Here is an 18,529-nt window from a genome sequence, read left to right on the forward strand (position 1 = left end):
ATGACCCAGGCAAACCATCAGGTCGACGCGCCGACCGTGGCCGGCTGGCTCGCCGCCGATGACCGTTGCGACACCGACCGCGGCGACGCGGTGACCGTCGTCGACGTCCGTACGCCCGCGGAGTTCGAGTCCGCCCACATCCGGGGCTCCTACAACGTGCCGTTGCGACTGCTCGGTGAGCACGCCGGCCAGTTGCGTGACCGTCTCGGCCACCGGGTCGTCCTCGTGTGCCAGTCCGGCGTCCGGGCCGACGAGGCCAGGAAGCGCCTCACGGCAGTCGGCATGGACGGGCTGCACGTCCTGGACGGCGGCGTACCCGCGTACGCCGCTGCCGGTGGAGACGTCGTGTACGGGCGCCAACGGTGGTCGATCGAGCGGCAGGTACGCCTGGTCGCGGGCCTGCTCGTCCTGCTCGGCACGCTGACCAGCCTGGTGGTGCCGTGGATGCTCGCCCTCGCCGTGTTCGTCGGCGCCGGCCTGACGTTCGCGGGGCTCACCGACAACTGCATGATGGGCCGCCTGCTGGCCCGCCTGCCGTACAACCGGGGCGACGAGCCCAGCGCCGAGAAGGTTCTGGACCGGCTCCCCTCCAACCGGGCCGCATGACGGTCGGCTCGTACTCCCTGCAGGCGCCGCCGCGATGACCGCGGCTCTCCTGCTGGGCCTGCTGATCGGTGTCCTGCTGGGCCTCCTGGGCGGGGGCGGTTCCATCCTCGCCGTCCCGGCCCTGGTCTACGGCGTGGGCATGCCACTGCGTACCGCGATCCCCACATCCCTGGCCGTCGTGGGCATCTCGGCACTGACCGGCCTCGTCCCACGCCTGCGGACCGGGCAGATCCGGTGGCGGGTCGCCGCGGTGTTCGGCCTGTCCGGCGCGGCGGCCGCCTTCGGCGGTGCCGCTGTCAACCGGCTGTTGCCACCGTGGGTCGTGCTGGCGGGTTTCGCCGTCCTGATGGTCGGTGCCGGCCTGCGCATGCTGCGCGAACCCTCCGACGCAGGAGGCGCCTGCGCACTGCCGGGTGGCGGTGTCCACTGGCGGACTTGCCTGCCCAAGGCCGTCGCCACCGGAGCCGTCGTCGGCTTCCTTACCGGGCTGTTCGGTGTCGGCGGCGGCTTCCTCATCGTCCCCGCGCTCGTGCTTCTGCTCGGCCTGCCGATGACGGCCGCGGTCGGGACCTCGCTCGTCATCGTCGCCGTGAACGCCGCGGCCGGATTCGTCGCCTACGCCGGCCACGTCACCCTCGACTATGCCCTCACCGCGGCGTTCGCCGGAAGTGCGGTTGTCGGCTCCCTCGTCGCGGGGCGCGCCGCCACCCGGCTCGACGCCGGTCGGCTGCGCCGCTGGTTCGCCTACCTCGTCCTCGCCGTGGCGGTCCTCGTCGTCGTACTCCTCATCGTCGACCCGGCCGCGATCGCGCACTGACGTCCGCCTGCAGGAGCGCGTCGAAGGCCCGGTCGATGAGATCCGGTAGTTCCTCGGCACCTTCTTCTTCCACCCAGGCGGCGATCGCTGTCGTGAGGGCGCCCAGCGCTGCTGCGGCGACGACCCTGGCCTCCAGGGTGACGCTGCCTGCGCGTGCACGAGCGGCCAGCGCGCGAGCGAGCATCTCCTCCGTGGCGCCCAGGTTGCCGGCCAACCTCGCCCGCAGGGCGGGGGTTCGCAGCACCAGCCGGCAGCGCACGAGCAATCCCTCCCGGTCGGTGGCGTAGACGGGTCCCAGCCCCTCCCGGACCGCCTCACGCAGCGCGGTGAGCGGCCCCTCGCCGGCGGGCCGCCGCTCGATGAGGTCGACCAGGATCGGGTCGTACTCGTCGTTCTCGACCACTGCCTCCTTGCTGGGGAAGTACCGGAAGAACGTCATGTGGGAAACACCCGCGGCGGCGGCGATCTCGGCGACGGTCGTCGCTTCGTAGCCCTGGGCGACAAAGAGTCGTAGTGCCTGTTCCTGGATCGCGCGGCGGGTCCGCGCCTTGCGTTGTTCACGGAGTCCCGGTCGCCGACCGCTGTCAGCGTCCCCCGCACTCTCTTTCCCGGAACGCCGTCCACCCGGCGTGCTCACCCTCGACCTCCCCCCAGTGCGTGGCTGATCCACGCGCTCAGCCTCTCTACCGCGTCGGTCATCTCGGCTCCATCCACGCGGCAGGCCAGGTGCCCGTCAGGACGGACGAGAAAGATGTCACCGGCCGACGAGTCGAGGGGTTCCAGCACGGTCACCAGGTCTGCGCCGAGTTGGGCCGAGGCGGCGGCTGCAGCCGATGCGACGATCGTACGAGATCCCAGCAGAACCCATCGTCCGCCGAGCTCGGCGTGGAGCCGGGTGAGGGTCCCGTCGGCGTGCCGGCAGGGCAGGTCCCGCACCCGGTCACCGGCCCGCGGGCGTCGGCGAGCGGCCGCGAACCCAAGACGGCCCGCGCCGCGCCCCAGAACACCCCGCCGGTAACCGACCTTCAGCTGTGATGCCTGCTCCCAGATCAGCCGCTGAACGGAGGGGCGTCGAAGCAGGGGCACGAACACTCCGTCCCGGATCAGGCGTGCAGGCGCGCTGTCCCCGAGTACGACTCTCGTCATCGCGCTGGTTGAGCCGAGCACTTCCGAAGCGATCGGCCGACGCTCCTCCTCGTAGGTGTCCAGCAGCGTGGCGTCCGCACGTCCACGCGCAACGAGCGCGAGCTTCCACGCGAGGTTCTCCGCGTCACCCAGTCCGGTGTTCATCCCCTGCCCACCGAGTGGGCTGTGGATGTGTGCGGCGTCCCCGGCGAGCAGGATCCGCCGCTGCCGGTAGCGGTCCGCGAGTCGGCGATGAACGCGGAACGTCGAGGTCCACGCCACGTCCCGCACAGTGGGGGCGTCGAGTCCGGTGTGCTCACACCACGAGGCGAGCAAGGCGGACACCACCTCGTCCCCCGTCGCGACAGTGGGGAATGGTTCAGCCGGCGCCATCAGCCGCCACAGGTCGTTGCCCGGCAGCGGAAACGCGCCCAGCATCTGGTCGGCGCGTAACCACACGGCCACCTCGTCACGAGGGATCGGGAGGTCGGCGTGGACGTCTGCCAGCAGGAACCGCTCGATCAGCGCGACCCCCGGGAAGCCGACACCCGCCAGCTTGCGGACCTGACTGTGCGCGCCGTCGCAGCCGACCACCCAGGACGTCCGAACCTTCTCCTGGGGTGCGCTCGCGTCGCTTCGCCCGCCTGTCGTGACGATGACCCCCTCGGGATCCTGGGTCACGTCGGCCAGCTCCTGGCCCCACTCCACCGAGCCACCGAGGTCACCGAGGCGCGTACGCAACGCGGCTTCCACCTCTGCCTGGGAGACGAGGAGTCCCGGCCTGGTCACCAGCGGCGTCTGCCGCCCGACCTCCAGAGTCCCCGCCCGGGAGCCGCCCACGTGGATCGCGATCCGGCCGATCCGCACCGAGCGGTCCGCTAGGTCGCCGAGGGCGCCGAGGTGATCGAGCACCTCCGTGCCGCGTGGTTGCAGCCCGACCGCGCGGGAGGTGGTGGCCGGGCCCTGCGTCTTGTCCAGTACGCGGACGGAAACTCCACCGGCGAGCAAGCCGCAGGCGACGGCCAGCCCGGTCGGGCCCGCGCCGACGATCACGACGTCCACATCAGAGGTCACGCGATCAAGTGTTATCGATTAACATTCGTTAGTCAATATCACTTCGGTGATCGCATCCCGGATGGGGCGCCGCGGGCCAAGGCGCCCGTCCGGCAGGTCCGCACACGAATACGGATCAGTTCCCCGGAAGGGGTATAACGCGTACCTATGAGATTCGCTACCTGGAACGTCAACTCGGTCGGTGCGCGGCTGCCACGGCTCGAGCAGTGGCTCGATCTCGCCGAGCCCGACGTGTTGTGCCTGCAGGAGACCAAGTGCGCCGGGGGCGCGTTCCCGAGCCAGGGCGCGATCGAGCGTGGTTACCAGGTGGCGGCGCACGGCGAGGGCCGCTGGAACGGCGTCGCGATCCTGTCCCGCGTGGGGCTGGAGCAGGTCTCCCGCGGCTTCCCCGGGGAGCCGCTCGCGCCCGCCGCGGCCGACGGCGATCCCACACTCGTCGAGGTTCCGGGCCGGTCGGTGCCCGAGGCACGCGCTGTCGGCGCGACCTGCGGGCCGCTGCGGGTGTGGTCCGTCTACGCCCCGAACGGGCGGTCGCTCGACAGCCCGCAGTTCCCGTACAAGCTGCGCTGGCTGGCAGCACTGCGCGGCGCCGTCGAGTCCGAAGTGCGGTCCGACACTCCGTTCGTCATCGCCGGGGACTTCAACGTCGCGCCCGCCGACGAGGATGTCTGGGACCCGTCGGCGTTCGTCGGCTCGACCCACGTCACCGACGCCGAACGCCAGGAGCTTGCCGAGCTTCGGGCGCTCGGGCTGGAGGACGTGCGGGCGCGGGCTCTCAAACACGGCACGCCGTACACCTACTGGGACTACCGTGCCGGGATGTTCCACAAGAACCAGGGCATGCGGATCGACCTGGTGTACGCGAGCCGGCCGGCGGCCTCGCGGGTCACCGACGCGTACGTCGACCGCGAGGCCCGCAAGGGAAAGGGCCCTTCCGACCACGCCCCGGTGGTCGTCGATCTCGACCTGTGAGCGGGAGCGTCAGGCCGGCCAGTTCGGTGAGCGGCCGAGGTGGGCGACCAACCGGTCCAGGCGCGATCCACCGGTGAAGGCGACCTCCGGGCCGAACGGGGCGCCGGACACCAGCCGCGCCTCGCCGGTCGGCACGATTTGCGCGATCTCGTACGCCATCCCCACGGCCGCCGGCTCCAGCTCTGCCGGCACGCCCAGCGCCTTCGCGACGTCCCAGGAGTGCACGGCGTAGTCGACGAGGTGGGCGCTGATCGCCTGCCACCCCGGCAGCGGCTGGTCGCCGAAGTCCGGGATGAGGAACATCCGCTCCAGTACGCCGTCCGCGGCGAACGCGTCCAGCACGCGTTCGGCGGAGTCCCGGTAGGCGCCGAACGGATCGTCGCCGAGGGAACGCTCCTCCCACACCTTCGGGTTCTCCTCGCCCCTCGCCGCGGCGGCGAAGCCGTTGTGCTGCGCGGCCATGTGGGCCAGTAGATCTTCCAGCGTCCATTCCGCGCACGGCGTCGGCCTGGTCAGGTCTGCCCGCGTGGCCCGCGCGAGGAGGTCGACGCTGGCGCGGACCGCGTGCGCGTCGAGCGCGACGAGATCGACGGAACCGACGGAACCGGCGGCCGGCCGGTCGTCGGGTAGCTGCGTGATCGAGCTCTGATCATTGGTAGGCATGCGCATATCGTATGCTCAAGCACATCGTCGCGCCACTGTTATCTTCGGGCACGTGACCGACCGGACCGGCAGACGCCGCGACAGCGAGAGGCGCGATGACGACCGCCGCGACCTCGCCGCGATGGTGCATCCCGTGCTGCGGTTGCTCGTCGCCGCCGAGTTGCCGGTACTCGCCGCGCACGACGTCTCGATGTGGGGCTACAGCGTGCTCACGGCCCTGGACGAGGGACCCGTACGCACCCAGGCCACGTTGGCGGAGGCGATCGGGGCGGACAAGACAAGGATCATCGGCACGCTCGACGAACTCCAGGACGCCGGCCTGATCTCGCGTACGCCCGACCCGAACGACCGCCGGGCCCGGCTGCTGTCGATCACGGACGAGGGCCGCCGGGTTCGCCGGGCGGTGCGCTCGGACATCCGGGCGAAGGAGAAACACCTGCTCGCCCGGCTCACCCCGGCCGAACGCACCACCTTCGTGCGCGCGCTGGAGAAGCTGTCCGCACTGTCACCGGACGACCTCCCCGACGCCCAGGGTCTGCCCTAGCTGCTGGCGCTGGCGTAGGAACGCAGGCCGCGCCGCCACTGCGCCCGCACGAGCGCCACCACGACCGCGGTGAGCACGACGCCTCCCGCCACCGGCAGCCAGCCGACGCCGCCGTGCAGTGCCTGTGCCGGCAACGTCGACGCGAACGCGACCGGAAACACGAACGTGAGGAACGTACGCACGGCGAACGGGAAGAACACCAGCGGATAGCGGCCCGACTCGGCCAGGCTGGTGTAGAGCATGCCGATCGGGTTCACCGACTGGATCCAGAACGCGGTGAACGACATCGCACACCACACACTGGCGAGCAGCACCGTGCCGCAGGCCGCGAGCACCAGCGCCTGCACGATCTCCAGCGGGTTCGGGGTCGCACCCGAGCGGACCAGGCCGAACACCAGCAGCGCCACGCCACTGGCCACGTTGCCGAGTTCGGCGACGTTGATCCACCGCAGCGTCAGGTAGAACTGGCTGGACACCGGTCGTATGAGCACCACGTCGAGCTCGCCCTCGGTGATGTAGGTCGTCATCCGGTTCAGGTTGGGCGCCACGAACGCCGCGAGCACCCCCGTCACCACCTGGTAGACACCGACGAGGGTGAGCACCTGCGCCTGTGACCAGCCGCGCATGTCGTCGGTGTAGCCGTACAGCAGGAGAATCGGAACGAGCGCAAGCCCGAGTTGCACCACCCCGACACCCAGAGTCGTCACGAAGTGCGCGCGGTAGTGGGTCTCGCGCACGATCGCCTGCGACAGGAACCGTCGCCACAGGCGCAGGTGCCGCGCCTGCCGCCGCAGCCAGGTCCGGTCGATCGGCTCCCTCGGGTCGGCGTACGTACGAGTCGGCGCCGAGGTTGGTGTTGGCGTCGTCATGCGCCCACCGCCGAGTAGCCACGGATGCCGGCCGCCCAGACCAGCCGGGCGAGGATGCCGAACCCGACGACGTAGCCGAGCTGAATCCCCATACCGGTGAGGATCTCCGCGTTCGACAGGTGACCGGCGACGACCTCGACCGGGAAGGAGACGGTGTAGCGGAAGGGCTGCAGGTCGATGAAGCCGCGCGACCAGTCCGGCATCAACGCCAGCGGAACGATCGCGCCGGACAGCACGTTCGCGATGATCATCCGTGCCTGGTGCAGCGCCGTCACGTCGTCCATCCAGAACGTCAGCGCGGCGACCAGGATGTCGATCGAGAACACCAGGACGGCGGCGAGCACGACACTGACCGCGAACACCGCGAGGTGACCCGGCCCGGACGGCACCCGCATCGAGTCGCGGAAGATCCACCACAGCACACCGACCATCGGCACCAGGGCGAAGGTCTTGAGGATCTTCTCGGACAGGTTGTTGGCCACGAAGTCCAGCAGCAACGACGCCGGCCGCACCATCCAGCTGGACAGCCTGCCGAGCCTGATGTCGCGGGACAGGAAGATGGTCATCCACGACGAGGTGGCCATCGTGACCATGCTCAGCAACACGAAGTAGGTGGTGAGGTACCGCTCGTCAACCGGCAGTTGCGCGCCGTTCGCGAGCGCCGTACGCCAGATGAGCAACGAGATGATCGGCACACTGATGTTGGCCGCCATGAAGACCGCCCACTCGCCGCGGTAGGTCAGCGACATGGCGACGTGGGCAGCGGTCATCCGACGGAGGATTCGCAGGTTGCGCGGTACGGAGCTCATCGCACCTCCTCCGTCTCGGCGGAGCCGGCCACGCCGACCGTGCCGCGCCGAAGGAACAGGTCACGCATGATCTCCTCGACGTCGGCGTCGGCGACGTCGAGGTCCACCAGCGGGCCGAGCCTGGTCAGCTGCTCGAGGACGTCGCCGGTGCGTTCTCGCTCGACCTCCAGTGAGACGGTCTGGTCCGAGCCGCCGCCACCGACGGCGACTCCGTCGAGGTCGGCCAGCGGGCTCGCGTCGACGGCCCGCGCATACGTCGCCCGGACGAGCTTGCGCGGCCGCGCGGCGTGGACGAGCCCGCTCAGGCTTCCGTCGTACTGCAGCCGCCCGTGGTCGATGACCATCACCCGCGAGCAGAGCGCCTCGATGTCGTCCATGTCGTGGCTGGTAACGAGGATCGTGGTGCCGTGGCGCCGGGTCACCTCGGCGAGGAACGCGCGCACGCGGGCCTTGGCCACCACGTCCAGGCCGATCGTCGGCTCGTCCAGGAAGAGGATCTCCGGGCCGTGTACGAGCGCGGCCATGAGCTCGAGCTTCATCCGCTCGCCGAGGGAGACCTTGCGCACCTGGACGTTCAGCAGGTCGCGTACCTCCAGCAACTCGGCGAGCTCGTCGACGTTGCGCTCGAACTCAGCGGTCGACAGGTCGTACATCTCCTTGTGCAGCAGCAGGCTCTCCATCGCCGGAACGTCCCACCAGAGCATCGTCTTCTGGCCCATGACCAACGCGATGCGGCGGAGGTAGTCCGGCCGGCGCCGAGACGGTGAGTGGCCGAGCACCTCCAGCTGACCGGAGGTGGGGTAGAGCAGACCGGACAGCATCTTCAGCGTCGTGGTCTTGCCGGCGCCGTTCGGGCCGAGCAGGCCGACGACCTCGCCGCGGCCGATCGTGAAGCCGATGCTGTCGACCGCGAGGCGGGTTTGGTACCTGCGGCGGACCAGGCTCCGGACCGCGCCGGCCAGTCCGGCGCCCTGGTCGTGGAACGTGTAGGTCTTGGTGAGCCCCGCCGCGGAGATGACCGCGGGTTGGTCGGGGTGGGCGTGAACGGATGTCACGGGTGGCACCGCTTTCGAGATTCGCTGATGGTTCGGACCGGGCAGCGTCAATGCGCGAGGCGCAGAGCTGGCCCACCAAATCTCGCCGGGCGGGGTCATACCCTGGGGCACCTTTGCGGGTGCCGGGCTGCCACTGGGCAGATTAGGGCGCATCGGCGAGCCGGTCAACCCGGAATCCCAGCGGGTCGGGCGGCGGCGGGAAAACGGCTTCCGCTCCACGGAGCACGCTGGTAACGTGCGATGGCTTGTCGTACGGACAGTAGTGCCGGAGAGCAGGGACCGAACCGAGCCGGTTGCGCCGCCACATCGAAGGCGGCCCTGGAGCGGGGGCCCGCGCCCACTGCTGACGAGTGCCTGACAACCATCGTGGAGGCTCCGTCAATGCCCTCTGCCCCATCCACTCCCTCCGCTCCGTCGAACGCCGCTGCCGCGTCCGAGCCCGCCGTCGATCCGGAACTCGCCGCCGAGCGCGCGCACCTGCGAGCCGCTCGGGCCGCACTGGAACTCATGCACGGCGACGTGGTCGACACCGAGACGCCGCTCATCGTCAATGCCGGCACCGACAGCTACTGGGACAACAAGTTCTTCCAATGGGCGCGCGAACACCGCGCCGAGGTGCTGCTGGACCAGCCAAAGATCCCGTTGTTCTTCGGGCGACTGGACTGCGAGCCGGGTGCGGTGTTCGACGGCGCCGACCATGCCGGCCGTGTGCTGGGCCCCGACGGCGAGGTCGACCGCCTCTACATCGGCCGCCGGCACATCCGCGAGCCCGACGGCGCACAGCTGGTGATCGACTGGCGCGCCCGGGTCGCCATGCCGTTCTACCGCGCCGGGCCGGCCGATCCCCAGCGGGTGCTGGTGCGCCGCCGGCACGGTTTCTCCCACGAACCCGGGCCCGACGGCTTCGTCGACGTGACGGCGTACGAGGACGAGCCGGTGAGCGGCGCGCAGGCCACGGCGACGGAGGGTTTCTCCGACCTGGTGACGGCGGAGATCGAGCGGCCACGATCCGGCCCGATGCGGGACATCGTCGCGACGATCCAGCCCGACCAGGACGTGCTGGTGCGGGCGCCGCTGGACACCACGATCTGCGTGCAGGGAGCACCGGGCACCGGCAAGACGGCGGTCGGCCTGCACCGGGTCGCCTACCTGCTCTACGCCGAACGCAGCCGGCTCGCCCGCGACGGCGGGATCGCGATCATCGGCCCGAACCGTTCGTTCCTGCAGTACATCCGGCACGTGCTGCCGGCGCTCGGCGAGGTCTTCGTCCAGCAGTTGACGTTCCCGGATCTGATCCGGCGCTACTACCCCGACCACGCGCTGGCCGTGCACGAGGAGGAGACCGCGACGGTCACCGTGAAGGGCGACGCCAGGATGGCAGCCGTGCTGCGGCGAGCACTGTGGTCGGGTGTCGGCGTCGGCGACGACGTGGAGGCGGTGGTCTACAGCAAGGGTGCGAGCCGCTTCCGGGTGCCCGACTACGAGGTACGCGAGATCGCGGCTGGCGTGGTCGAGACCGCCACGCGTTATGCCCCCGGCCGCACCACGCTCGCGCAGCGGCTCGCCCACGCCGTGCTGCTGCGGATGGAACAACGAGGTGGAACGCCGGACGACCGGACCCAGAACGCCGTGGCCAGGTCGGCCCCGGTCCGGCGAATCCTCAACCAGGTCTGGCCGCAGCGTACGCCCGAGCAGGTGCTGCACCGGCTGCTCTCCGACGCCGGCTTCCTCGCCGAGGCGGCCGGTGACGACCTCACCGCCGAGGAGCAGAAGGCGCTGCTGTGGCGCAAGCCGTACCGCTCGGTGAAGTCGGTCCGCTGGTCCGAGGCGGACCTGGTTCTCCTCGACGAGCTGGGCGAGCTCCTCGAACGCGAACCCCGCCGCGGCCACCTGGTCGTCGACGAGGCGCAGGACCTGTCCGCGATGCAGCTGCGTGCGCTCGGCCGGCGTTGTCGTACGGCCACCGTGCTGGGCGACCTGGCCCAGGCCACCACGCCGTACGCCTCCACCTCCTGGCAGAGCGTCCTGGCCGAGCTGGGTGCGGGCGAGGCGAGCGAGATCGTCGAACTCACCCGTGGCTTCCGGGTCCCGGCCGCGATCATCGAGTTCGCTGCCAGGTTGCTGCCCTCCCTGCAGCCGGACCTCGCCGAACCCGTCAGCCTGCGGCGGGCCGCGGGAGGACTCCGGATCACCGCGGCCGCCGGTTCCGAGGTGACCGCCGAGGAGGTTCTCCAGGCCTGCCTGCGGATCGACGAGGAGGGTGGACACGCGGGCTCGATCGGTGTCATCGCCACCGACGCGGAGATCAGGCGGGTCTTCGACCTGCTCCACTCCGGCCCCACGCGGTCGGCCCTCGACAAGGCCGGGTTGACACCGGCCATGCTCGGCGACACCGAGAACGCCCTGGAACACTTCCGGCTCGTGTGCGTGCCCGCCTCGCTGGCCAAGGGTCTGGAGTTCGACGGCGTTGTCGTGGTCGAGCCCGCGACGATCGTCGACGCCGAGCCACGTGGGCTGAACCGGCTCTACGTCGCGCTCACCCGCGCCGTGTCCGCGCTGACCGTCCTGCACGCCCGGCCGTTGCCGGCCGAACTCGCCGCGCGCAGCTGACCGGCGTCGCGACGAACGGGTCACGGACCGCGGGGGACGAACCGCCTGAGCTTTCCGGTCGCGGCGGTGCGCGGGATCTCCTCGACGAGGTGCACGGTGATCGCCGCGGCCGGGATGCCGTACGGGCGAAGTGAGGAGCCCAGCGCCGCGACCACGGCGGCGACGTCATGTGACCCGACCACGAGCACGTCCGCGCCGTTCGCGGTCTGGCGTACCTGGTACTCCGAGATCCGCGGGTCGGTGCCCAGCACGTGCCGGAACGCCGCCGCCGGGACCACCTGGTCGCCGTAGTGGAAGTCGTCGTCGCGGCGGCCGGCGACGTCGGCGACCCGTCGCATCGCGCTCCCGCACTCGCACCGCCCGGGCAGGAGCGTGACCTCGTCGCCGAGGTCGTAACGGATGAAGGGGAACGCCCGGCCGGCGAGCCCGGTGGCCAGCGTCCGCGCGGCCGGTTCGTCGGGCCCGACCGGTCTCCCGGCGGCGTCGACGCGTTCCAGGATCACCTCGTCCTCGCAGATGTGCAGACCCTCGCCCTGACCACAGCCGACCGCCTGGACACCGATCTCGGTCGAGCCCCAGAGGTTGTGGACGGGTACGCCCCAGGCGGTGTCGATCGCGTCGCGGTCCTCCTCCCCGAGCGGCTCGGAGTTCGTGCTCACCCGGACCGGACGGATGTCGAGCCCACCCGCGACCACCGCCCGGGCGAGGCGTCCGACCACCGACGCGTAGCCCACGACGTGGGTCGGCCGTGCATCCGCCGCTGCGCGCAGTACCTCGTCGAACGGCGACGCGGCGGGAATGACGAAGGTGCGCATCCACGGCAGGGTGGCGACGTCGAACAGCGGCGTGCTGGCATGTGGTGGTTCACCCGCCTCCAGCACCGCAAGCCGCGCTTGACGGTCTCCCTCACCGGCACTCGAGGTAGCTTCTGCCCGCGTCTGCCACCGCCAGGCCAGGCAGGCCAGTGTGACGAACTGCTCCCAGTCCCACACGTACACACCGCGCACACCGCTGGAGCCACCCGAGCTGAACACCTGTAGACCCGAGGGCGTGTACGAGAACCACTGCTGTTCGGCCAGGACCCGTTCCGCACCGGCACGGTCGATGCCGGGCACGGTGATGATCCGGTCCCACTCGTCGGCGACCTCCTGCTTGACCATCACCGGCAGGCGGGCGAGATCGTCGACCGTCGCGGTGGCCGGATCGACATCCCCGATCCGGGCGGCGTGGAAGGCCGAGCGCTCGCGGGCGATCCCCAGCAGGGACCGCAGGCGTTCGGTCCGGTAGCTGTCGATTCGCTCACGTGGCCAGGCGAGCCGCGTCACATGATCCGCGAGCGAGGCGCGCACGGCGTTCAGGTGGGCGGCTCGCAGCCGCTCGTACGCCGCCTTGGGATCCTCCTGGGCCACCTGCCCAGTGTCCCCCGGGAGTGCCTCGAACGCCTGCCGAACGGCCCTGGCCAGGGCGGGCCCGGCGACAGGTCGCGAGGTCGTTGCCCACACCGGAAGGCGATGCGCGCATCGGTGTGCGACACCCCGACGTCGATGCGACTCTGGTCAGCAGGAGCCCGTCACCAAGCGGGGACCAGGCCGAACGATCAGGAAGCCGCGGGGGTCGGGGATGTCGGGGGGCGTCGCACGGGAGTACCGCTCCGCCCGTGCACGCCGGCGGCGGAGCTGTCTGACCGTGCTGCTGCTCGTGGTGGCGATGGTGTCCGCGGTCGCGGTGGCCCGAGCGATCGTGTCCCGGCTGAACGACAACCTCCGGACCTTCGACGCACGAGGAATCGACACCGACCGCCCACCGCCCGCGAAACCGGGCCGGACCGGCGCCACCCCGGTGAACGTGTTGCTGCTCGGGTCGGACTCACGGGCCGGCGCGAACGACCAGCTCGCCGGCGGGACCGGATCGGCGGGCCGCTCGGACACAGCGATCGTGGTGCACGTGTACGCCGACCGCCGGCGTGCCGTCGCGGTGTCGATCCCGCGGGACGCCCTGGTGGACATACCGCGGTGCCGGCTGCACGGCGGCAACTGGGCGGCCCCGCGCCGGCAAACGATGTTCAACGCCGCGTTCAACACGGGATCAACTGCCGCGGGCAATCCGGCGTGCACCCAGAACACGGTGGAGAAGCTGACCGGTTTTCGCATCGACCACACGATCGTCGTGGATTTCAAGGGATTCGCCGCGATCACGGAGGCGGTCGACGGGGTCCGGGTGTGCGTACCCAACGACGTCCACGCCGGTGACCTGGACCCGGGCCTCAGCGACCGCGGCAGCCTGCTGTTCGCCAAGGGAATGCAGAACGTGTCCGGGCGGCGCGCCCTCGACTACGTACGCCTGCGGCACGGCATCGGAGACGGCTCCGACATCGGCCGGATCAAACGCCAGCAGGCCTTCCTCGCGAGCCTGGCCGCGAAGGTCCGCCGGTCTGGGATCGATCCCACCACGCTGGCGCCGCTCGCCGAGGCGGCCACCCGGGCACTCACGGTCGACCCAGGGCTCGGGTCGGCGCCGAAGCTGGTCGCCTTCGCCATGTCGCTGCGCCACCTGAGCCTGCACGACATCCAGTTCGTCACCGTGCCGTCTCGCTACGCCGGTCGGACGAAGGTCGCGTTCGTCCAGCCTGCCGCCGACCGGGTGTGGGCAACGCTTCGAGCCGACCGGCCACTGGGTGCCGTTGCACCGTCGGGTGGCGAACAGCCCCCGGGAGGCAACCGTCCCTTGACAGGCCTCCGGTCCCCGGAAGGAGGGGTGAGCAACAACCGCGCCCCGATGTCCGGCCTCGGGATCGAGGTCGGCGTCTACAACGGCACCACCGTTCCGCGCCTCGCGCGGGCCGCCGCGAGTCAACTGCAGACGGTCGGCTTCACCGTCGGCCAGGTCGTCGACGGTGGGCAGGCCGGCGTGGCGACCACGACGATCACCTACGACCCCGGCCACTACACCGACGCCCGCACTCTCGCCACGCTCTTTCCCCGCGCGCGACTGCTGCCGACAGCCGGACCGGGCGGGGCGGACGACGGAAGCGTGAACCTCGTGCTCGGCCGCGACTACGCCGCCCGTACGACCACGGCCGAGACACCGCCCACCTCCGTCCCTGCGGTCCGGCCGCGTACCGCCGCCGACAACCCCTGCGAGGACCTGTCCTACGGGCCGCCCATCCCCACGCGCTGACCGCCGATGGCGTCCAGGATCGCGGCCTCAACGGGGTAAGCGCCCTCCCGGTCGGCAAGCGCGAACGACCCCAGCAGCGCAACGCCCGGTTGCGCCATGATCCGTGGAGTCGTCCCGCGGTGCGGCCAGGACGCCGCGTGCACCAGGAACGGGTGGCACAAGTAGACGTCCCCGGCCGCTCCGGTGACGTGGGCGACCTGGCGAGCCGTGCTCGCCCGCTGCACCAGCGGACCCAGCTCCGCCCCGCCGAACCCCTCCTCACCCCGCCGGGCGAGCACCCGCGCCGCGTCCACGTGCGAACCGGCGCGCACCCGCGTCGGCGCGTCGTCGGGTCCCACGTCGGTGAAGAGGAAGAGCGCCAGCAGCCCGCGGTCGCGGCTGCGCACGTTGGTGTGCCAGGAGTCGCCTACCGGGAAGCTGCCCTCCACGTGCCAGCCGGCGTCGCCGGGATCCTCCCTGGAGGGGAAGCGGACGGGCACCGTGCCGCCGACACCTTGCCGTTTCCACCAGCGATCCGGCCCGATCAGCTGGTCGTACGCCTCCCACAGAGCCGGGGAGGTTCCGGCCGCGGCGAACGGCACACCGTCGCTGCCGTCTTCGGGGCAGTCGATGCGTACGACCGGCGACGACCACGACGACCGGTCCGTACGCGAGAGGCCGTCCTCGGCGAGCCGGTCCCAGATCACCTCGACACACGCGTCGACCGTCGCACGCGGGACGGCCGTGGGCACCCGCACGAACCCGTCACGGACGAACGTGGCGATCTGCGCCTCGGACAACATGTGACAGACCCTGGCCGGGTCGGCTCCGTTCGTCAACCCGGTAAGCGGTTGGTTCATGTGCGTGTAACACCAGGGCAACGGATGTGAAATCGCCGGTTGTGACGCTGGGACGACATTCGACTTCCGCGAGATCCCGCGTCCTGAGGATGGTGCCCCGTGAGCTACAAGGCCGAGTACATCTGGATCGACGGTACGGAGCCGACCGCCAGGTTGCGCTCGAAGACCAAGATCATCAGTGATGGTGCGGAGCCGGACACTTGGGGCTTCGACGGTTCGAGCACCAACCAGGCCACGGGCCACTTCTCCGACCTCGTACTCAGGCCGGTCGCCACCTACCCGGATCCCATCCGCGGCGGCAGCAACGTTCTCGTACTCTGCGAAGTCCTCACCGTCGACGACAGGCCGCACGGGTCCAACACCCGGGCGCTACTACGTCCGGTCGCCGAGCAGTTCGCGGGGCAGGAGCCGCTCTTCGGCATCGAGCAGGAGTACACCTTCTTCCGGGGCTCCCGCCCGCTCGGTTTCCCCGAGGCCGGCTACCCGGCCCCGCAGGGCGGCTACTACTGCGGTGTCGGAGCGGACGAGATCTTCGGCCGGGAGATCGTCGAGAAGCACCTCGACAACTGCCTCGCCGGCGGCCTGACCATCTCCGGCATCAACGCCGAGGTCATGCCCGGCCAGTGGGAGTTCCAGGTCGGCCCCTTGAACCCGCTGGACGTCGCCGACCAGCTGTGGATCGCGCGGTGGCTGCTCTACCGCACCGCCGAGGATTTCGGCGTCTCCGCGACCCTGGATCCCAAGCCTGCCAAGGGCGACTGGAACGGCGCGGGCGCCCACACCAACTTCTCCACCAGGGCGATGCGTTCGGGGTACGACGCGATCATCGAGGCCTGCGAGGCTCTCGGCCGCGACGACAAGCCGCGTGAGCACATCAAGCAGTACGGCGCCGGTATCGAAGCCCGCCTGACCGGCGCCCACGAGACCGCACCGTGGAACGAGTACAGCTACGGCGTCTCCGACCGCGGCGCGTCGGTCCGCATCCCGTGGCAGGTAGAGGTTGACAAGAAGGGTTACATCGAGGACCGGCGCCCGAACGCGAACGCCGACCCCTACGTCGTCACCCGCCTCGTCGTCGACACCTGCTGCACCGCCCTCGACAAGGCGTTCCTGCTCTGAGAGTTCGGACGGCACGGACAGCTCGTAGCGACGTCATGTCACCTCAGCGCTGGTCGACCCACGAGCGACGATCGACGGCCATACGGAAGTAGTGCGCGTGGAACGCGGCGCCTCTCTCGTCGCCCCGACCGTCGTTGAAGAACGCGTTCATGGCCATCTTGAACGCGGCCCACCACAGCATCGCGATCTCGAGCTCCTCGCTCGGAGCGTGCCCGATCCGTCGTAGGAACTCCGCCCACCGACCTCGGTGAAGGGACCCGCAGACCTGGAATCCGACGTCGCGCAGCGGATCGGACAGGTCGACGTACTCCCAGTCCAGGAGGTACGGGCGCCCGCCGGCGATCACGTAGTTGTGCACGTGCGCGTCGGGGTGGATCGGTTGGTGCGGGAGTCGCACCACGGCCTCGGCCTGCTCCCGCCAGCGCTCCAGTGACGCCCGGAAACCCGGCTCCTGCAACACGGGCATCGTGGGCGCCGGAGACCGGTCGATCACGGCCACCGCACCGGTGACGTCCAGCCGCCAGAACGCAGGAGTCTCCGCCAGCAGCCGGTGAAGCTCGTCGTCGTCGAGGTAGCTGCGCACCAGATCGGCCCACCGCGGCAGGTTGCCCGCGAACCAGTCGCGGTCGGGATGCGGACCGGTGACCGCCTGCTGGATCGTGTACCTGCGCTTGTCGTACTCCCCGACAGCGACGATCGGCGGAGTGACCCCGATCTCGGACAGGCGGGCAGTGATCCGCGGCGGGGTGTCGACGAGCTTGACCGCGAGTGCCGTGGAGCCGCGATGTACCAATCGGGTTTTGCTTCCGGTTCCCAACGGCTCGGAGATCTGCCAGTCGGGCCCGCCCACCTCGCGAAGAAGCACCTCACGTACGTACGTCGTCGTCAGTTCGGCCATGCGATCCTCTCCGGCTCGCCTCGTCAGGCTTGTGGCAGCAGTTCGGCGCCGAGCGCCGTGGGACACAGGTGGCGTTCGATGTGTTCCACCACGAGCTCGGTCCCGCGGTGGTGGCTGACGTACGGCGGCATGGCCGGGTTGTACATCGCGTCGGTCAGGTCGCGGAGCAGGACCGGCGACAATCCCCAGCGCACCAGGTTTCTCAGCCCGAACGAGCGTCGCAGCACGCACATGTTGGTGTGCACGCCCGCGACCAGGACCAGGTCACGTTTCTCCTGCTGGAGCAGGCTGTAGATCTCGCCGCCGTCGTCGGAGATGGCGTCGCCGTCCTCGATCGTGACGGCAGGGTGCTGGCGGGTCCACACCGGAGACCACGACGTCTCGCCGGTGTCCGAACCACCGTCGGAGTCGTCGATGGGCAGCGGTGGTTCCGGGACGGCGGGGCCGGACGGCGGCTCCACGGGTCGGACGTCCAGCACGCGTCGGCGCGCCGGATGCCCGCGGTAGAAGTCCAGCGTCTCCGACGGCCCGTGCACGATCAGTACGCCGGAGCTTCGCAGGTGGCGGGCAACCTGGTTGACGACCGGAGCAAGCAGGTCCACCCGCTCGGCCGCGCCGCGACTCCAGTGTCGGTCCCAGACGTCGCAGAGCACCAGCGCCGCCTGCCCGGCCTGCACCTGCCGGGTGGACGTCACCGGCTCGCCGTCGTCGCCACGTCGTTGCAGCGTCAGCGACAGAACGTTGTTTCCAGTGCTCATCCGCTCACCTCGTTCATCGGCAAGGACCTCACGAATCCACGCATTTACAACATTGATCGATCTGCCTAGCCTCACCGTCATGACGAGTCCGAGCAAGTCCCTTTCGGCTGCGATCCGGGTCGCGAAGCCGGCCGACATCCCACCCTTGTCCGAGCTCAACGCCGGCCTGTTCGCCGAGGACGCCGGCACCCGCGATCCCTTCGTCGCCGCCGAGTGGCCGGGACGGGACACCTACGTCGCCGAGTTGGTCGCCGACGGTCGACGCAACGTCGCGTTCGTGGCCGACGTCGACGGGGCCGCCGTCGGCTATCTCGTCGGACGACTGCAGGACGCCGGTGACTTCCGCCCGGTGGTGACCGCCGTACTGGAGAGCATGTACGTACGCCCGGACCGTCGCGACGCCGGCGTCGGCACCGCCCTGGTGCACACGTTCCTCGCCTGGGCGAACGAATCCGGAGCCGGCCGGGTCTCGGTCAACGCCTACTGCGCGAACACCGGCGCGATCCGCTTCTACGAACGGTTCGGCCTGCGCTCGAAGACGGTGACACTCGACATGGCGATGTGACCCGGGCTTACCCTCGCACCGGCGCGATA

Annotated in this window: 18 protein-coding genes; 8 read left to right on the top strand and 10 right to left on the bottom strand. The window is 70.4% G+C overall.

Annotation, left to right across the window (positions count from 1 at the left end; translation table 11 throughout):
- Together F4554_RS29955 and F4554_RS29960 are read left to right on the top strand one after the other, a co-directional pair.
- Positions 1–606 carry a rhodanese-like domain-containing protein gene (locus tag F4554_RS29955; RefSeq protein ID WP_179790949.1) on the top strand — a complete coding sequence of 202 codons (606 nt, stop codon included), beginning with the start codon at positions 1–3 and terminating at the stop codon, positions 604–606.
- A gap of 34 nt (positions 607–640) precedes the next feature.
- Positions 641–1,423, top strand: coding sequence for a sulfite exporter TauE/SafE family protein (locus F4554_RS29960; protein ID WP_179790950.1), 783 nt, complete (start codon positions 641–643; stop codon positions 1,421–1,423).
- Here the strand turns inward: F4554_RS29960 and F4554_RS29965 are convergent.
- Both F4554_RS29965 and F4554_RS29970 read right to left on the bottom strand, forming a co-directional pair.
- Positions 1,392–2,060, bottom strand: a complete 669-nt coding sequence (locus F4554_RS29965; protein WP_179790951.1) for an acyl-CoA-like ligand-binding transcription factor — start codon at positions 2,058–2,060, stop codon at positions 1,392–1,394. The genes F4554_RS29960 and F4554_RS29965 overlap by 32 nt on opposite strands.
- Positions 2,057–3,622, bottom strand: coding sequence for an FAD-dependent oxidoreductase (locus tag F4554_RS29970; protein WP_179790952.1), 1,566 nt, complete (start codon positions 3,620–3,622; stop codon positions 2,057–2,059). The genes F4554_RS29965 and F4554_RS29970 overlap by 4 nt, the downstream gene beginning before the upstream one ends.
- Positions 3,623–3,769: 147 nt before the next feature.
- Here F4554_RS29970 and F4554_RS29975 point away from each other — a divergent pair, with 147 nt between their 5' ends.
- A complete protein-coding gene (locus F4554_RS29975) occupies positions 3,770–4,594 on the top strand; it encodes an exodeoxyribonuclease III (protein WP_179790953.1) in 825 nt (274 codons plus the stop codon).
- Between the two features lie 9 nt (positions 4,595–4,603).
- On the opposite strand, the gene F4554_RS29980 is transcribed toward F4554_RS29975, so the two are convergent.
- Entirely contained in the window at positions 4,604–5,257 is a 654-nt protein-coding gene (locus tag F4554_RS29980; protein ID WP_179790954.1) for a TIGR03086 family metal-binding protein, read from the bottom strand.
- Between the two features lie 52 nt (positions 5,258–5,309).
- On the opposite strand from F4554_RS29980, the gene F4554_RS29985 reads away from it, so the two are divergent.
- Positions 5,310–5,801 (top strand): MarR family winged helix-turn-helix transcriptional regulator, encoded by a 492-nt coding sequence (locus F4554_RS29985; RefSeq protein ID WP_337796255.1) that lies wholly within the window; start codon positions 5,310–5,312, stop codon positions 5,799–5,801.
- Here F4554_RS29985 and F4554_RS29990 read toward each other — a convergent pair.
- From F4554_RS29990 to F4554_RS30000, 3 genes are read right to left on the bottom strand one after another with little or no spacing between them, the layout of a single operon-like run.
- Positions 5,798–6,670 (bottom strand): ABC transporter permease, encoded by an 873-nt coding sequence (locus tag F4554_RS29990; RefSeq protein WP_179790955.1) that lies wholly within the window; start codon positions 6,668–6,670, stop codon positions 5,798–5,800. The genes F4554_RS29985 and F4554_RS29990 overlap by 4 nt on opposite strands.
- Positions 6,667–7,479, bottom strand: coding sequence for an ABC transporter permease (locus tag F4554_RS29995; protein ID WP_179790956.1), 813 nt, complete (start codon positions 7,477–7,479; stop codon positions 6,667–6,669). Before F4554_RS29995 ends, F4554_RS29990 begins: the two co-directional genes overlap by 4 nt.
- Positions 7,476–8,534 carry an ABC transporter ATP-binding protein gene (locus F4554_RS30000; RefSeq protein WP_337796256.1) on the bottom strand — a complete coding sequence of 353 codons (1,059 nt, stop codon included), beginning with the start codon at positions 8,532–8,534 and terminating at the stop codon, positions 7,476–7,478. The genes F4554_RS29995 and F4554_RS30000 overlap by 4 nt, the downstream gene beginning before the upstream one ends.
- A gap of 381 nt (positions 8,535–8,915) precedes the next feature.
- Here F4554_RS30000 and F4554_RS30005 point away from each other — a divergent pair, with 381 nt between their 5' ends.
- A complete protein-coding gene (locus F4554_RS30005) occupies positions 8,916–11,144 on the top strand; it encodes a HelD family protein (protein ID WP_179790958.1) in 2,229 nt (742 codons plus the stop codon).
- Positions 11,145–11,164: 20 nt separating this feature from the next.
- Here the strand turns inward: F4554_RS30005 and F4554_RS30010 are convergent, their stop codons facing one another.
- Positions 11,165–12,553 carry a phenylacetate--CoA ligase family protein gene (locus tag F4554_RS30010; protein ID WP_179790959.1) on the bottom strand — a complete coding sequence of 463 codons (1,389 nt, stop codon included), beginning with the start codon at positions 12,551–12,553 and terminating at the stop codon, positions 11,165–11,167.
- Between the two features lie 277 nt (positions 12,554–12,830).
- On the opposite strand from F4554_RS30010, the gene F4554_RS30015 reads away from it, so the two are divergent.
- Positions 12,831–14,321, top strand: a complete 1,491-nt coding sequence (locus F4554_RS30015; protein ID WP_179790960.1) for an LCP family glycopolymer transferase — start codon at positions 12,831–12,833, stop codon at positions 14,319–14,321.
- Here the strand turns inward: F4554_RS30015 and F4554_RS30020 are convergent.
- Positions 14,294–15,103 carry a phytanoyl-CoA dioxygenase family protein gene (locus F4554_RS30020; RefSeq protein ID WP_179790961.1) on the bottom strand — a complete coding sequence of 270 codons (810 nt, stop codon included), beginning with the start codon at positions 15,101–15,103 and terminating at the stop codon, positions 14,294–14,296. The genes F4554_RS30015 and F4554_RS30020 overlap by 28 nt on opposite strands.
- A gap of 156 nt (positions 15,104–15,259) precedes the next feature.
- Between F4554_RS30020 and glnII the strand changes: the two genes are divergently transcribed.
- A complete protein-coding gene (glnII, locus tag F4554_RS30025) occupies positions 15,260–16,279 on the top strand; it encodes a glutamine synthetase (RefSeq protein WP_179790962.1) in 1,020 nt (339 codons plus the stop codon).
- 43 nt (positions 16,280–16,322) lie between these two features.
- Here the strand turns inward: glnII and F4554_RS30030 are convergent, their stop codons facing one another.
- Complete coding sequence (locus F4554_RS30030; RefSeq protein WP_179790963.1) at positions 16,323–17,177, bottom strand: aminoglycoside phosphotransferase family protein; 855 nt, start codon at positions 17,175–17,177, stop codon at positions 16,323–16,325.
- A gap of 23 nt (positions 17,178–17,200) precedes the next feature.
- Entirely contained in the window at positions 17,201–17,935 is a 735-nt protein-coding gene (locus F4554_RS30035; protein ID WP_179790964.1) for an isochorismatase, read from the bottom strand.
- A 79-nt stretch (positions 17,936–18,014) separates the two neighbouring features.
- On the opposite strand from F4554_RS30035, the gene F4554_RS30040 reads away from it, so the two are divergent.
- Positions 18,015–18,500 (top strand): GNAT family N-acetyltransferase, encoded by a 486-nt coding sequence (locus F4554_RS30040; RefSeq protein WP_179790965.1) that lies wholly within the window; start codon positions 18,015–18,017, stop codon positions 18,498–18,500.
- The last annotated feature ends 29 nt before the right edge of the window (positions 18,501–18,529 follow it).

Origin of the sequence: Actinopolymorpha rutila, from assembly GCF_013407855.1 — a bacterium.
GTDB classification, from domain to species: domain Bacteria; phylum Actinomycetota; class Actinomycetes; order Propionibacteriales; family Actinopolymorphaceae; genus Actinopolymorpha; species Actinopolymorpha rutila.